The following is a 16,599-nucleotide window of genomic DNA, read 5'->3' as shown; positions in this document are numbered from 1 at the left end:
CTCCGGAGGTGTATGCGAGAAGATGGACAACAAAACTGACATTTTACAAAAGCGTTCCACCCTCACCCCCGCCCAGCGTGAACTGCTCAAGCGGCGGATGCGCGGCGAAGCGGCAAAAGCAGCGGGCAAACCGAACGGAATCCCGCGCCGCCCGTCTGGCCGCACACCGCTCAGCTTCTCGCAACAGCGTGTCTGGCTGCTCGATCAATTGGAACCGGGCACGGCGACCTACAACATCCCATATGCGGTGCAGATGAAAGGCGACCTGCACCTCGACGTGCTCGAGCGCGCGCTCTGGGAGGTCATCTCCCGCCACGAAGTGTTGCGCACCGTGTTTTCAGCAGGGGAAGAGGAAGCGATGCAGACGGTGTTGTCAGATCTGAGGTTGACCATTCCATTGCTGGATGTGACCGACCTGGCAGCAGCGGAGTTGGAAGCGCAGATCGCATCCGAATCGAAGCGGCCGTTCGATTTGACGTCCGGCCCGCTCCTGCGCGCGACCGTGCTACAGCATGGGGCAGACCATTATACGCTGGTGCTCGTCATGCACCACATCATCGGTGACGGCTGGTCGTTCGGCGTGCTGATCGGGGAGATGGTCGCACTCTATGAAGCATTTTTGGCGGGGTCGCCCTCTCCGCTCCCCGAACTTCCCGTGCAGTACGGCGATTTTGCACACTGGCAGCGGGAATGGATGCAAGGCGAGGTGTTGCAAAAGCAGCTTGGATATTGGCAGGAGCAGCTGGGCCAAGGCTTGACGACCCTTCATCTGCCTACCGACCGCCCGCGCCCGGCGATGCAGACTTTTGCAGGTGCAACGTACGATTTTTGGGTGCCCAAAGCATTGGAGCAGCGCTTAGAAGCGTTCAGCAAACGAGAAGATGTCACGCTTTACATGACACTGCTATCCGCCTTTAAAGTATTGCTCTATCGCTATACCATGCAGGAGGACATCTCAGTAGGCTCCCCGATCGCCAACCGCAACAAAGCGGAGATCGAAGGGATGATCGGCTTTTTTGTCAACACGATCGTCCTGCGCACAGGTGTCAGCGGTGACCTGTCGTTTCGCAGTCTGCTCTCCCGCGTGAAACAGACGGCGGTCGGCGCGTTTGCCAACCAGGACCTGCCATTTGAAAAATTGGTCGAGCACCTGCAACCTGAGCGCAACATGAGCTTTTCCCCGTTGTTCCAAGTGTTGTTCGCATTGCAAAATGCCCCAGTGCCCGAGCTGAAACTGCCAGGTTTGCAGTTGCAAGCCCGCGAATTGGACAGCGGTACGTCCAAGTTTGACATCTCGCTTTATGTGATGCAAAAAGAGGCGGGACTGCTCGTGAAATTCGAATACAACACCGACCTGTTCGACCGAGCGACGATCGAACGCATGGGTGCACACTTCCAAAACTTGTTGCACAGCATCTTGAGCGATGCCGACCAACCGATCGCCACGCTGTCTTTGCTCACTGAGCGGGAGATCGATTTGTGTGCCGGAGCATGGAACGGGCCGACCGCCGATTTTCCAAAGGATGCGACGGTGCCTGAACTGTTTGCCGCGCAAGCCGCAAGAACGCCAGATGCCCCTGCGCTCCTGTTTGAAAATGAGAGCTTGTCCTTTCGCGAAGTGGAGGAGCGGGCGAACCAAGTGGCGCGATTCCTGCAGAAGCAGGGCGTGGAGAGGGAAACGCTGGTCGGGATTTCGATGGAGCGAACGCCTGCCATGATCATCGGGCTGCTCGGCATTCTCAAGGCGGGGGCAGCGTATGTTCCCATCGATCCCGGCTATCCGGAGGAACGCAAAGCGTACATGTTGCAGGACTCTGCTGTCCGCCTGTTGCTCACCGAAGCCAGCGTGCTCGAGCGACTGCCCGTTCACGATGCCCAAACGATTTGCCTCGATGCCGACTGGGCTGAAATCGCCAAGGAGAGCACGGCGGGGCTGGACGTCAAATCGGACGCCGGCAGCGTGATGTACGTCCTCTACACGTCGGGCTCGACAGGCCAACCGAAAGGGGTCGAAGGCACGCACCGCGCGATGGTCAACCGCTTCCACTGGATGTGGGAGCGTTACCCGTTTGCTTCGGGCGAGGTGTGCGCGCAGAAAACGTCGCTCAATTTCGGTGATTCGATCTGGGAGATCTGGGGGCCGCTCCTGCAAGGCGTGCCGCTCGTGATCTTCTCTGATTTGGCAGTCAAAGACATTGAGCACTTTGTTCCGGCCCTGCGAACGCAACGCGTGACACGGATCGTGCTCGTGCCGTCCTTATTGCGCGCGTTGCTTGACAGCTATGACGATCTGCAAAAAGAGTTGCCCGACCTGAACTTTTGGGTTTGCAGTGGGGAAGCGCTGACGGTCGAACTGACGCAGCGCTTCCAAAAAGCGGTGCCGACAGCGCTTTTGCTCAATCTATATGGCTCGACCGAAGTCGCGGCCGATGTCACCTGGTACGAGACGGAAGCGGTGTCGCATGATGCGGTCAACATCCCGATCGGACGTCCGATTGCCAACGCAGAACTTTACATCCTCGACCGCAACATGCAGCAGACTGCGATCGGCGTGCCAGGCGAATTGCACGCTGGCGGTGCTGTGTTGGCACGAGGGTATTATCAGCGGCCCGATTTGACGGCGGAACGGTTTGTGCCCAATCCGTTTGGGACAGGACGTCTGTTCAAGACGGGGGACATCGTGCGCTGGTTGCCAGACGGCAACATCGAGTATTTGGGACGAATCGACAATCAGGTCAAGATACGCGGCTTCCGCATCGAGCTGGGTGAGATTGAAGCGGCACTGGTTCAACATGACGGAGTGCACTCGACAGTCGTGACCGCCCGCGAAGACATCCCAGGCGAGAAGCGCCTCGTCGCTTACACGGTCGCACATGTGGGACGAGAGCTGAGCGCAGGTGACCTGAGACTCTTTTTGCTCAACAAACTTCCCGAATATATGGCGCCGTCTGCGTTCGTCATGCTCGATGCTTTGCCGCTCACACCAAGCGGGAAGGTCAATCGACAGGCGCTTCCGGCGCCCGATCGAGGTCAAGGACTGGCAGAGCAGACGTTTGTGGCGCCACGCACTGGCGTCGAAGCGGAATTGGCTGGGATTTGGCAGGAAGTGCTGCGCTTGGAACGGGTGAGCGCCACGGCAAATTTCTTTGAGCTTGGCGGTCACTCGCTGTTGGCGACGCAAATCTTATCGCGCGTGCGCCGAGCGTTCGATGTGCAGTTGCCGTTAAAACTCTTTTTTGAAACGCCGACGCTTCACGCGTTGGCAGTACAGATCGAAGTGGCGAAGCGGGACACGCGCGGTGTGCAGACACGGCCAGTGCTACCACAGCCCCGCACCGAGCAATTGCCGATGTCATCGTCGCAGGAGCGTCTCTGGTTCTTCGAACAACTTTCTCCAGGCACGCCGACCTATCACATCCCGGAAGTCGTACGCATCGAAGGCGCGATCGACTTGGCTGCTCTGCAGGCGGCGTTCAATGATCTGATCTCCCGCCATGAAAATCTGCGTACCACCTTCCTGATGACAGAAGGCAAACTGGTGCAGAAAATACTGCCGTACCAGCCGCGGACACTCGATTTGATCGACCTGCAAGACCTGCCCGAATCGGAGCGATTCCCGCATGCGCAGCAACGCATCGCTGAACTGTACAAACGACCGTTCCAGCTAGATGTAGTGCCTCCCTTTTCGCTGACGCTTCTGCGCTTGTCAGAAGCAGACCACATCTTGGTGCTGATCATGCATCACATCATCACCGATGGCTGGTCGATGAGCCGCATCTATCAGGAGACGCTGGACCTGTACGATCACCATGCGCATGGCAAGCCGTCACAGCTTGCCGAATTGCCCGTTCAATATGCTGACTTTGCCGTGTGGCAGCGCGAGTGGCTACAAGGTGAACTGCTCCAAGAACAGCTCACCTATTGGCGCGAGCAGCTAGCTGGCTCGCTGCCCGTCCTGCAACTGCCGACCGATCGGCCGCGGCCAGCCGCTCAGACCTTTCGAGGCCAATCGTTGGCGTTTGAAGTGCCGAGAACGCTGTCAGACGATCTGCACAAGCTCTGCCAGCAAGAAGGGGTCACTTTGTACATGCTGTTGCTCGCGGCGTTCAACACGCTGTTGTCGCGCTATTCCGGCCAAGATGACATCTTGCTCGGCTCGCCTGTGGCCAACCGCACCCGTGAAGAGGTGGAAGGGCTGATCGGATTTTTCGTCAACACGATCGTGCTGCGCACCGATCTGTCTGGCAATCCGACGTTTCGCGACCTGCTCGCCCGCGTCAAACGTACCACGCTCGACGCCTATGCGAATCAGGACGTGCCGTTTGAACGACTGGTCGAAGAGGTGCGGCCAGAGCGCAGCACCTCCCATGCCACGCTGGTGCAGGCGGTGTTCGCCCTGTTGAATACGCCGGGCTCCGCGCTACAGGTGGAAGGGCTGAAGGTGCAGTTGCCAGGCATGATGCTGACGCGCCTCGGCGTGGAAAAGGAATCGATCGACTACGATTTTGTTGTCAACATGGTCGATAACGAAAACGGTCTGCGCGGGGTGTTCGAATACAATGCCGATCTGTTTGATCGGGCGACGATCGAATCGATGCTCGCTCACTTCTGTAGCTTGTTGCAAAGCATCACCGAGAACATCGACCGACAAATCTGTGACTACAACCTGATCTCAGCAACAGCAGAGGAGAAAATCATCGTCGAATGGAACCAAACGGAGCGAGAAGTACCGGAGGCGGAATTGACCCTTCACGAATGGTTTGACCGCCAAGCGGATGCAACGCCTGATGCGATCGCGCTGCGCTACCAAGAGCAGTGCACGACCTATGGCGAACTGCAAGCGCGTTCCAACCAACTGGCACACCATCTGCAGAAGCTCGGTGTCGGCCCCGATGTGCGCGTCGGAATCTGCACGGAGCGGTCGCTGGAGATGATCGTTGCCGTCTATGGGGTGTTGAAGGCGGGCGGTGCCTACGTCCCGCTCGACCCAGACTATCCAAACGACCGTCTCGCCTTCATGATCGAAGACGCGCAGGCGGCGGTGTTGCTGACCCAGTCCCATCTGCGCGAGCGTCTGGCCGCGCATGCAGGAGCGGCGAACGTGATCGCTTTGGATAGCGAGTGGGATCTGGTCGCAGCGGAGAGCGCTGTCGCTCCGGCGGTGCAAGTCACTCCGGACAACCTTGCCTATGTGATCTACACCTCTGGCTCAACGGGTCGTCCAAAAGGGGCGATGCTCTCACACCGCTCCGTGGTCAATAACACACGTTGGCTCATCGATACGAACTCCTTGACCGAGCAGGATCGCTTTTTGCTGAAAACGCCGTTTTCGTTTGACGTTTCGGTCGTTGAGCTGTTCGCGCCGCTCTTGATCGGCGGGGAACTGGTCATCGCAGAACCGGGACGTCATACGGATGCAGCGTATCTGCTCGAAGTTTCGCAAGAGCGGCAGATCAGCTTTTTCATCACCGTGCCGTCGCAGGTCAAGTTGCTGGTCGATCAGGCGGGATTCAGGAACTGGTCGTCGTTACGCAACCTATTGTGCGGAGGAGAACCGTTGTCCTATGAGCTTTGTGCCCGCATTACCGAGTCACTGCCCTCCGCACAGATCTACAACATGTACGGTCCCACCGAAGCATGTATCTTCGCTTCCTATTGGCGGGTCGAACTTACCGCGGACCCACAGGTGATTCCGATCGGACGACCGCTTGCCAACAACCGACTGTACATCCTCGATCGGGCGCTGCGTCCAGTTCCGGTCGGCGTGCCAGGGGAACTGTACATCGGAGGGGTAGGACTTGCTCGCGGCTACCTGAACCGCGAAGAACTGACGGCCAAAACTTTTATCGAGAGCCCGTATGGAAGGCTCTACAAAACGGGCGATCTCACCCGCTGGTTGCCAAACGGTGAGATCGATTTCCACGGCCGGATCGACCATCAGGTCAAACTGCGTGGCTTCCGGATCGAGACGGGGGAAATCGAGGCGGTCTTGCAAAGCCATACGGAGATCAGCGATGCGCTCGTTTTGCTCCGTGAAGATGCACCTGGAGATCAGCGACTCGTCGCCTATCTGATCGCGGCAGAGGAGGCACCCACTGTCAGCGAGCTGCGCGCCCTGCTCAAAGACAAACTGCCCGATTATATGGTGCCAAGCAACTTTGTTTTCTTGCGCGCGTTTCCATTGACGCCAAACCAGAAGATCGACCGCAATGCACTCCCTGTGCCCGAGCGCACGACCGCATCAGAGCGGGCGTACGTCGCACCGCGGAGTGAGACGGAGCAACGGTTGACCGAAATCTGGCAGCAGCTGCTGCGCACAGAGGGGATTGGCGTTCACGATAACTTTTTTGAAATCGGTGGGCATTCACTATTGGCGACCCATGTGCATACGGCCATTCAGCAAAGCTTCGGCGTTGTCCTGCCGCTCAAACAACTGTTTGAAGCGGTGACAATCGAAGAGGTGGCCGCCTTGATTGAACAGATTCGAACCGCTGACGAGCAGGAGTTCGCCCAGCCGAAAATCGCGGTCAGAGACCGCATGGCCAGCACGAAGCGAACTCGCAAGTAGGGAGATTATTCACGAGACGAAAGGATGACCTAGCTTGACAACTTCAAATACACACACGATTCATGAGGATGAAGTTTATGAACTTCGCGCCTCCTTTGCCCAACAGCGCATGTGGGTGCTCGATCAATTTTCGCCGGGCAACCCGTTTTACAACATGCCAAATGCTGTGCGGCTGCAAGGGAAGCTCGATCTGGACGCGTTGACCGACACGATCAATGAAATGATCTACCGCCACGAAACGCTGCGCACGTCGTTCGAAATGTTGGAGGATGGTTTGAAACAGCTGGTCAACGCGGAGCTTGTGGTCGAGATTCCGATCACCGATCTTCAGTATCTTCCGCTCGAGGAGCGCTTTCCAAAAGCGCAGGAGCTGGCGAAAGAAGAATTTGCGCGGCCGTTTCTGATCAAACAGGCACCGCTGGTCCGAACCCGCCTGTTGCGACTGGCTGCAGATGATCACATGCTGCTGATCACGATGCACCACATCATCTCCGACGGCTGGTCGATGGGGGTGTTCTTCACCGAACTTGCGGCGATCTACGAAGCGTTCGCGAAAGGACAACCTTCTCCGCTGCCAGACTTGACGATCCAATACGCAGATTTCTCAGAATGGCAGTTTAACTACTTGACCGGGGACGTGCTGGAGAAACAGCTTTCCTATTGGAAAAACACACTGGGCGGCTCGATGCCAATCCTACAACTGCCAACCGACAAGCAACGCCCGGTCGTGCAAAGCTATCGCGGGACAGTTTACAAGCACATGCTTTCAGGCGATCTGTTGAAAAAGCTCCAAGACTTTAATCAGCAGGAACGCGTGACGATGTTTATGACAATGCTTGCTGCCTTCAACGTTCTGCTGGCCCGTTGGACCGGACAGGAGGACATCTGGGTCGGCACACCGATCGCAGGGCGCAACGTCAACGGCATCGAAAAGTTGATCGGGCTGTTTGTCAACACGCTGGTCATGCGTGCCGACCTGTCGGAAAACGTAAGCTTCCGCGATCTGTTGCAACGCGTCCAAAAAGATGCGCTCGATGCATTTGAACACCAGGACTTCCCGTTTGAAAAGCTGGTCGAAGAATTGCAGCCGGAGCGCAACCGCACGTACTCGCCGCTGTTCCAAGTGTTTTTTGCGATGCAAAACACGCCGCGCGAAGAAGTGCACTTGCAAGATGTGACCTTATCGACAGTCCCACACGAAAGCGGCACTGCAAAATTTGACCTGTCGCTCTTCTGCTCGGAACTGCCGGATGGACTGCTCTGTGGCTTCGAATATTGTACCGACCTGTTTGAAGAGAGCACGATCGCTCGCATGGCCGAACATTTTACCCACCTGGTCTCCAGCCTCTTAGACAACCCGGACACTCCGGTCTATGATCTGCAGATGCTGACAGATGCGGAACAGCAACTTTTCAAAACATGGAACGGTGAACTGCCTGCCCCGGCCGACAGCTGTGTCCACCGCTTGATCGAAGAGCAGGCGGCACGCACACCGGACAACATCGCAGTAGAATGCGAAAGACAGACCTTGACGTACCGCGAGCTGAATGCTCGCGCGAACCAGTTGGCTCGCCATCTGCAAACGCTTGGCATCGGCACCGAGTCGCTCGTCACGCTATGCGTCGAGCGCTCCATCGATCTGATCGTGGCGGAGCTGGGGATTCTCAAAGCAGGGGCCGCCTATGTGCCGATCGATCCGAGCAACCCGGCGGAGCGCACTGCATTCATTTTGCAGGATACGAAAGCGTCGGTCATGGTCACGCAGTCTCATCTGGCGCAAGAGCTCCCCGCTCACGACGCCCGCCTGATCTGCCTCGACACGGACGGGGAAACGCTCTCCGGCTATGCGACCGATAATTTGGTCACTGATGTCACATCGCAAAATCTGGCCTATCTGATCTATACATCAGGCTCGACCGGAACTCCGAAAGCGGTGGCGGTCGAGCATCACCAACTGCTTTCCACTTTGTTCGCGATGCAGAAGACGTGCGGCTTTACTGCAGACGATGTGATGACGTGGGTCGTCTCGGTTGCCTTTGACGTTTCGCTGTTCGAAGTGATGAACCCCTTGCTGATCGGCGCTCGTGTGAAGGTGTTGACCCGCGCGCACATCACCAACCTAGAACTCTTGACCGAAGAGTTGCAAGAAGTCACCACCATGCATGCAGTGCCGAGTCTGATGCGCCAAATCGTCGATGCTGGACGGAAGGCGAAAGAGAACGGCGCCAATTTTGACAAGCTCCGTCAGCTCTATTCGGCGGGCGATGTGGTGTCGCCACAGCTGCTCAAAGACATGAACGAAGTCTTCCACAATGCAGAGTCGTACGTGTTGTACGGTCCGACCGAAACGTCGATCTTCGCGACCGAATACTTGGCAAAGCGCGGTCAAGAAGGTGAAAAATATACGATCGGCACGCGCTGCGCGAACGCACAGCTCTATGTGTGTGACCGCTTTGGCAAAGAGGTTCCGCTCGGCGTACCGGGCGAACTGCACATCGCGGGTCTTGGTGTTACGCGCGGGTATTATGGCCGTGAAGAGCTGACCGCGGAGAAATTTATCACCGTAAACGGCGAGCGGCGCTACAAATCGGGCGACTTGGTGCGCTTCCTCCCCGATGGCAACATCGAATTCTTCGGGCGGATGGACGGTCAAGTGAAAATCCGCGGGTTCCGCGTTGAGATTGGCGAGATCGAAACGGTGCTCGTCCGCCATGAACAGGTCAAAGAGGCGGTGCTGACCGTCTTTGAACACCAAGGGGAGAAAAACCTCGCCGCCTATCTGGTCGCCGAGCCTGGTCAGACGCCCGATGAGGCATTACTGCGCGACTTCTTGAAGCAAACGCTGCCCGAATATATGGTGCCAGCCGTTTTCGTCACACTTCAGGAGTTTCCGCTCAACGCCAACGGCAAGATCGATCGCAAAGCACTTCCGGCACCAGGTGGCGTGTTGACTTCGGCCAACCGCCCGTATATCAAGCCGCGCACCGAATTGGAGGAGCAAGTGGCTGCGATGTTTGGCGAACTGCTCGGAATCGAGCAAGTGGGGGCGGCCGACAACTTCTTTGAACGCGGGGGTCACTCCTTGTTAGCGACGATGTTCGTCTCTCGTGTGAAAGAGGCGCACAAGATTGAATACAGTTTAGGCGACCTGTTTGAAGTGGCGACTGTCGAAGGAATCGCGGCGAAGATCGAATCTAGAAAAGGCACGGCCGTAAGTGATGGCGGTGCTGGGATGATCAAGCGGATCGATCGCAGCCGACCGATGGGGGGACGATGATGGCGAATCCGCTCACGAAGCTGAACGTTAACTTTTACGAAGTCATGCCGCCGCTGCGTCCAAAAGAGGTGTTGGACGAAGCGAACCGTTGCCTGTACTGCTATGATGCTCCTTGCATGCATGCGTGTCCGACGGGCATCGACATCCCGTCGTTTATCAAAAAAATCGCCACGGGCAATCTCCTTGGCTCTGCGCGCACGATCATGGAAGCCAATCCGATCGGCGCGTCTTGCGCCCGGGTCTGCCCTACGTCCGAACTCTGTGAAGGCGCGTGCGTCCTGAATGGTGAATCGGACAAAGCGATCCTCATCGGCCTGCTCCAGCGCCATGTCACCGATTGGGCGATGCAGGCGCAAACGCCGCTCTTTCAAGCTGGGGAATCGAACGGTCTGCGTGTGGCGGTGGTCGGAGCGGGTCCAGCCGGACTTTCTGCCGCCCGCGAATTGGCACGGTTTGGGTACGCGGTCACCGTCTTCGAGGCAAAAGAGCGTGCAGGTGGCCTCAACACCTACGGCATCGTCTCGTTCCGTCTCCCGCAGGAGATTCCGCAGTGGGAGGTGGAGCAGGTGGAAGCGCTCGGCGTTGCGTTCCGCTATGGGGTGCGCGTCGGCACTGATATCTCCGCCGATGAACTGCTGGCCAGCTTTGATGCGGTCTTGCTCGCACCGGGCATGGGGGCCGTGCCGCAACTGCACATCGAAGGCGAAGAGTTGGACGGTGTGCTCGACGCGATCGCCTTTGTAGAAGATACGAAAACCAAGGAGCTGACCGACGCAATGGTCGGCAAAAAAGTGGCGGTGATCGGGGCGGGAAATACGGCGATCGACGCCGCAACCTGCTCCAAGCGGCTCGGGGCCGAAGTGGTGCAGATTTACTACCGCCGCACCGAACATGAGATGACCGCTTATGACTTCGAGTACGAATTTGCCAAACAAGATGGGGTTGAGTTCCGCTGGTTGAGCGCGCCGACCCGCATTTTGGGTGCAGGCGGACATGTGAGCGCAGTGGAGATGATCGGGATGGAACTTGGGGAAGCGGATGAGAAGGGCCGCCGCAGACCTACGCCAGTAGCAGGGAGCGAAAAGACGATCGAAGTTGATTTTGTGATCAAAGCGATCGGTCAAACCCGCTTGCTACCTTTGATCGAAGCGTTTGGACTTCAGCATGAGCATGGCATTCCGACGCTCAACAAAGCGACGTTGGAAACGTCCCGCGCGCGCGTCTACGCAGCTGGCGACTTTATTTTCGGCGGTCAAGGCGGCACCGACGCGATGGTCGTGTCGGCCGCTCAACAAGGCAAACAGGCGGCACGCTCGATCCATGAAGCGCTGCATAGCACCGCCGCATTGTCCGTATAAAGAGGAGGCACACACATGGCCGATTTACGCATTGAACTGGGCGGCATCAAGTCGCCCAACCCGTTTTGGCTGGCCTCAGCACCTCCGACCAACACCGGCTACCAAGTCCTGCGCGCCTTTGAAGCAGGTTGGGGCGGCGCGGTCTGGAAAACGCTCGGCGACCCGATCGTCAACGTCTCCTCCCGCTTTGGCGGCTATCGCGTTGGCACACAGCGGCTGATGGGGCTGAACAACATAGAGTTGATCACCGACCGATCGCTAGAAGTGAACTTAAAAGAGATGGCCGAAGTGAAAAAGCGTTTTCCTGACCGGGCCTTGGTTGCTTCGCTGATGGTTGACCCGGTTCGCGAAGTCTGGCATGAGATCGTCAAGCGGGTGGAAGCGGTCGGGGTGGACGGCCTCGAAATCAATTTCGGTTGTCCACACGGCATGGCGGAGCGCGGCATGGGGGCGGCCGTCGGGCAGCATCCCGAGCTGGTGCGTCAACAGACGGAGTGGATCAAAGAGGTGGCGACGACGCCTGTGATCGTCAAACTGACGCCGAACATCACCGACATCCGCTACACGGCCCGCGCTGCACGCGAAGGCGGGGCCGATGCGATCTCCTTGATCAACACGATCAACTCGCTGATCGGTGTCGATCTCGACTCGTGGCTGCCGCAACCGAACGTGGACGGCAAAGGCGCACACGGCGGCTATTGCGGCCCGGCGGTCAAACCGATCGCGCTGAACATGGTCGCAGAATGCGCCCATGACTCGCAGGTCGCACTGCCGATCTCTGGCATCGGCGGCATTTCGAGTTGGCGCGATGCGGTCGAATTTATGCTGATGGGCTCGACGAACGTACAGGTCTGCACCGCCGTCATGCATCACGGCTTCCGCATCGTCGAAGATATGATCGATGGCCTCAACAACTATTTGGATGAAAAAGGAATCGATTCGGTCAGCGAGATCGTCGGCAAATCGGTGCACACCATGTCCGACTGGGGCTCGTTGAACCTGAACTACAAAGTGACAGCCCGCATCAACACGGAGACGTGTATCAACTGCAACAAGTGCTACATCTCCTGCGAGGACGCGTCCCACCAGTGCATCGACCGTGTGGAAGACAAAGCGACCGGCAAGCAGATCCTGCAAGTGCGCGAAGATGACTGTGTCGGCTGCAATCTGTGTTCGCTGGTCTGCCCGGTGGACGGTGCCATCGACATGATTCCGGTGGACACTGGCAAACCGCACATGACGTGGGGCGAATTGGTACAAGAGAGGGGAACTGCCAGATGAAAAAGCTGATCCAAGGCGGCACCGTCGTCACCGCTGCCGACACCTACCAAGCGGACGTGCTGATCGATGGCGAGAGCGTCGTCGCGATCGGACAGAAGTTGGACGTGACCGATGCGGAAGTGATCGATGCTTCCGGATGCTATCTCTTCCCGGGCGGCATCGACCCGCACACCCACCTCGACATGCCGTTTGGCGGCACGACGACAGCCGATGATTTTGAAACGGGCACTCGGGCTGCCGCGTTTGGTGGCACGACGACGATCATCGACTTTTGCTTGACCAGCAAAGGCCAGACCTTGAATGATGCGATCAAAATTTGGCATGCCAAAGCGGATCACAAAGCGGTGATCGACTACGGGTTCCACCTGATGATCGCTGAAGCGAACGACAGCGTCCTGCAACAGTTGGAGCAGGTGGTGAACGAAGAGGGCATCACGTCCCTGAAAGTGTTTATGGCCTACAAAAATGTGTTCCAAGCGGACGATGAAACGCTGTTCAAAACGCTGATCCGCGCGAAAGAACTGGGCGCGCTGGTACAAGTGCATGCTGAAAATGGTGATGTCATCGATTATCTGATCAAGGAAGCGCTGGAAAAAGGCAACACAGACCCGATCTATCACGCCCATACCCGTCCTCCAGTGGCAGAAGGGGAGGCGACAGGCCGCGCGATCGCGCTGACGGCGCTGGCCGACTCTCAGCTCTATGTGGTGCATGTTTCTTGTTCCGAAGCGGTACAGCGCATCGCGGAAGCTCGCGAGCGCGGCTTGAATGTCTACGGCGAGACGTGCCCGCAGTACCTGACGCTTGACATCACCAGTCTGGAAAAACCGGACTTTGAAGGTGCCAAATACGTCTGGTCGCCGCCGTTGCGTGAAAAGTGGAACCAGGAGGTGCTGTGGAGCGCCTTGAAAAACGGAATTCTGCAAACGGTCGGCTCTGACCAGTGTTCGTTTAACTTCGCAGGGCAAAAAGATCTTGGCAAAGGTGACTTCACCAAGATTCCGAACGGTGGCCCGCTGATCGAAGACCGCTTTGGCATCCTGTACTCGGAAGGGGCGCACAAAGGGCGCATCTCGTTGAACCAATTTGTTGACATCACTTCGACCAAGTCGGCCAAATTGTTTGGCATGTTCCCGAAAAAAGGCACGATCGCCGTCGGTTCTGATGCTGACATCGTCATCTTCAATCCGGAAGTCACCCGCACGATCTCGGCCACCACGCATCACATGAACGTTGACTACAATCCGTTTGAAGGCATGGAAGTTCACGGTGAAGTGGTCTCTGTGCTGTCGCGCGGCACCTATGTCATTCGCGACAAACAATTTGTCGGTACGGCAGGCAATGGACGCTTCATTCGCCGCAACAAATTTAAGCGCCCCTAGGAGGTATTGTACGACCATGCACAAAGTCAAAATCGGCCTTATCCAAGCCAAACATGAAATTCACGGTGACGAACCGGTTGCGGTGCACAAGGAGGTGGCCATCGCCAAGCACATCAAAATGGTGCGCGACGCCGCCTCGCAAGGCGCTAAGATCATCTGCCTGCAGGAGATCTTCTACGGCCCTTACTTCTGCGCAGAACAAACTCCGAAATGGTACGAAGCGGCCGAAGAAATTCCACAGGGTCCGACCACGCAACTGTTTATGAAGCTGGCAAAGGAACTGGAAGTGGTCATCATCCTGCCGATCTATGAAAAAGAAGGCATCGGTACGCTGTACAACACCGCTGCGGTGATCGATGCAGATGGCAGTTACCTCGGTAAATACCGCAAGCATCACATCCCGCACGTCGAGGCTGGCGAGCCGCCGCACGGGTTCTGGGAAAAATACTATTTCAAACCGGGCAATCTCGGGTACAACGTATTTGACACCCGATATGCCAAAGTCGGCGTCTACATCTGTTATGACCGCCACTTCCCAGAAGGTGCTCGCGTGCTGGGGCTCAAAGGCGCGGAGATCGTCTTTAACCCGTCAGCGACCGTAGCAGGCACTTCCGAGTACCTTTGGAAGCTAGAACAGCCTGCCCATGCGGTGGCAAACGGGTACTACATCGCGGCGATCAACCGTGTTGGCGTGGAAGCGCCGTGGAACATGGGCGAGTTCTATGGTCAATCGTACCTCGCCGACCCGCGCGGCGAGATGGTTGCGGTCGCAGCTCGCGATCAGGATGAAGTGCTGGTAGCAGAGATGGACAAGCAGATGATCTACGAAGTCCGCCAAAAATGGCAATTCTATCGCGATCGTCGTCCGGAGACGTACGGCGAGATGGTCGATCTGTAAAGTCGATACTCAAAGCACAACGGCATGGGAGCTCGATGCGGCAAAAATGCATCGTCTCCTTGACCGTCGTGTAAAGGCACGCACTTGACAACTGGTTGCTTAGAATGTGAGAATGTAAGATAAGAAACATTAAAAAGAAATTGCAAAGGCGCGTGATTGGGATGAGGTACTCATATCAGGTAGTACACAGACAATCGCATATTTGCCTCTTTTGTAAAAAAGGGACCGGGGGAAGTGAGTAACTTCTGCCCGGTCCCTTTCTTTTGCTAAAGCGCTGAAAGGGGAACGTGAAATGGAAGAGATGACAACCGTGATGTTGGACGGGGTGCAGGTGACGGCGCAAGATGTGGCGCAGGTCGCCTTTAAAAATGCTCCGGTCGCGCTGGCCGATGAGGCATGGCAGCGCGTCAAGGACTGTCGAGAGATGGTCGAGGAGTTGGTACGGACTGGGAAGGTGGTCTACGGGGTCACTACCGGGTTCGGCAAATTTAGCGATGTACAGATTTCGCCGGAAGACGCTGCACAACTGCAGGTCAACCTGATCCGCTCGCACGCCTGTGCTGTTGGCAAGCCGATGGAGATCCCAGCTGTGCGCGCGCTGATGATGCTCCGCGCGAACGCTCTGTCAAAAGGATATTCGGGCATTCGTACCGAGACGCTGCAACTGCTGATCGATTGCCTCAATCATGGCGTGCACCCGGTCGTGCCGGAGCAAGGCTCGCTTGGCGCATCGGGTGACCTCGCACCGCTGTCGCATCTGGCGCTCGTATTGATGGGCGAAGGGGAAGCGTATTACCAAGGGGAACGCCTTTCTGGCGGAGCGGCTCTGCAGAAGGCCGGTCTGACCCCGATCCAGTTGCAGGCCAAAGAAGGTCTGGCCCTGATCAACGGCACCCAAATCATGACTTCGATCGGCACTTTGACCTTCGTGAAAGCGGAGCGTCTCGCCAAGGCGGCCGACATGATCGCCGCCCTTACCGTCGAGTGTCTGCGCGGCATCCCGGAAGCTTTTTCGGAAGAGGTGCATCGTGTCCGCCCGTATCCGGAGCAGATTGGTGTGGCCAGCAACCTGCGCAAATTGCTCGCAGGCAGCAAGCTGACGACAGGCCAAGGCGAGATCCGCGTCCAAGATGCTTACTCGCTGCGCTGCCTGCCCCAAGTGCACGGGGCATCGCGTCAAGTGTTGTCCTATGTCGCGGACAAAATCTCCATCGAGATCAACTCGGCGACCGACAACCCGCTGCTCTTTTTGGAAGAAGGCAAAGTCATCTCCGGCGGCAATTTTCATGGACAGCCGATCGCGTTTGCAATGGATTTCTTGAAAATCGGCATGAGCGAGTTGGCGAATATTTCGGAGCGCCGCACGGAGCGACTGGTCAACCCTGCCCTCTCCGAGCTTCCGGCGTTTTTGAGCCACAATCCGGGCATGGAGTCGGGCATGATGATTCCGCAATATGTGGCCGCTTCGCTCGTCTCGGAAAATAAAGTTCTGGCCCATCCGGCTTCTGTCGATTCGATCCCGTCTTCTGCCAATCAGGAAGACCACGTCTCGATGGGGACGACGGCAGCTCGCCATGCGGCTCAAGTGATTGACAACGTGTCTAAAGTTCTGGCCATCGAACTGATCTGTGCTGGTGAAGCGGCCGAATTTGTTGGCGCAGACGGGCTGGCTCCGGCAACGCGCAAGCTGTACGACCTGTTGCGCGGCATCGTGGCGCCGGTGTTGACCGATCGCTCGACCAGCGATGATATTGAAAAGGTGGCTGCGGCTCTGTTAGAAGGCGAGTGGATCACAGCCGTGGAAAACATCTCCGGCGAACTGATGTAAGAGTTGA

Annotated in this window: 7 protein-coding genes; all 7 read left to right on the top strand. The window is 57.2% G+C overall.

Features of this window, described 5'->3' with window-relative positions:
• Nucleotides 1-22 precede the first annotated feature (22 nt).
• The 7 genes from CIG75_RS10465 to hutH all read left to right on the top strand — a co-directional run bounded on the left by CIG75_RS10465 (nucleotide 23) and on the right by hutH (nucleotide 16,592).
• Nucleotides 23-6,568: a non-ribosomal peptide synthetase gene (locus CIG75_RS10465; RefSeq protein WP_094236620.1), complete on the top strand. Its 6,546-nt coding sequence runs from the start codon at nucleotides 23-25 to the stop codon at nucleotides 6,566-6,568.
• 34 nt (nucleotides 6,569-6,602) lie between these two features.
• Entirely contained in the window at nucleotides 6,603-9,845 is a 3,243-nt protein-coding gene (locus CIG75_RS10460; protein WP_094236619.1) for a non-ribosomal peptide synthetase, read from the top strand.
• Nucleotides 9,845-11,203: an NAD(P)-dependent oxidoreductase gene (locus CIG75_RS10455; protein WP_094236618.1), complete on the top strand. Its 1,359-nt coding sequence runs from the start codon at nucleotides 9,845-9,847 to the stop codon at nucleotides 11,201-11,203. Before CIG75_RS10460 ends, CIG75_RS10455 begins: the two co-directional genes overlap by 1 nt.
• 15 nt (nucleotides 11,204-11,218) lie before the next feature.
• The gene (gene preA, locus CIG75_RS10450) at nucleotides 11,219-12,484 is read left to right on the top strand and encodes an NAD-dependent dihydropyrimidine dehydrogenase subunit PreA (RefSeq protein ID WP_094236617.1); all 1,266 of its coding nucleotides are present in this window, start codon (nucleotides 11,219-11,221) and stop codon (nucleotides 12,482-12,484) included.
• Nucleotides 12,481-13,866: a dihydropyrimidinase gene (hydA, locus tag CIG75_RS10445; RefSeq protein ID WP_094236616.1), complete on the top strand. Its 1,386-nt coding sequence runs from the start codon at nucleotides 12,481-12,483 to the stop codon at nucleotides 13,864-13,866. The genes preA and hydA overlap by 4 nt, the downstream gene beginning before the upstream one ends.
• A 16-nt stretch (nucleotides 13,867-13,882) precedes the next feature.
• Nucleotides 13,883-14,764, top strand: a complete 882-nt coding sequence (locus CIG75_RS10440) for a nitrilase-related carbon-nitrogen hydrolase (RefSeq protein WP_094236615.1) — start codon at nucleotides 13,883-13,885, stop codon at nucleotides 14,762-14,764.
• 301 nt (nucleotides 14,765-15,065) lie between these two features.
• Nucleotides 15,066-16,592 carry a histidine ammonia-lyase gene (hutH, locus tag CIG75_RS10435; RefSeq protein ID WP_094238406.1) on the top strand — a complete coding sequence of 509 codons (1,527 nt, stop codon included), beginning with the start codon at nucleotides 15,066-15,068 and terminating at the stop codon, nucleotides 16,590-16,592.
• Nucleotides 16,593-16,599: the final 7 nt, after the last annotated feature.

The organism is Tumebacillus algifaecis (assembly GCF_002243515.1).
Lineage (GTDB): Bacteria > Bacillota > Bacilli > Tumebacillales > Tumebacillaceae > Tumebacillus_A > Tumebacillus_A algifaecis.
The sequence above is the reverse complement of the archived record's forward strand: the minus strand, read 5'-3'. Positions and strand labels throughout refer to the sequence as shown.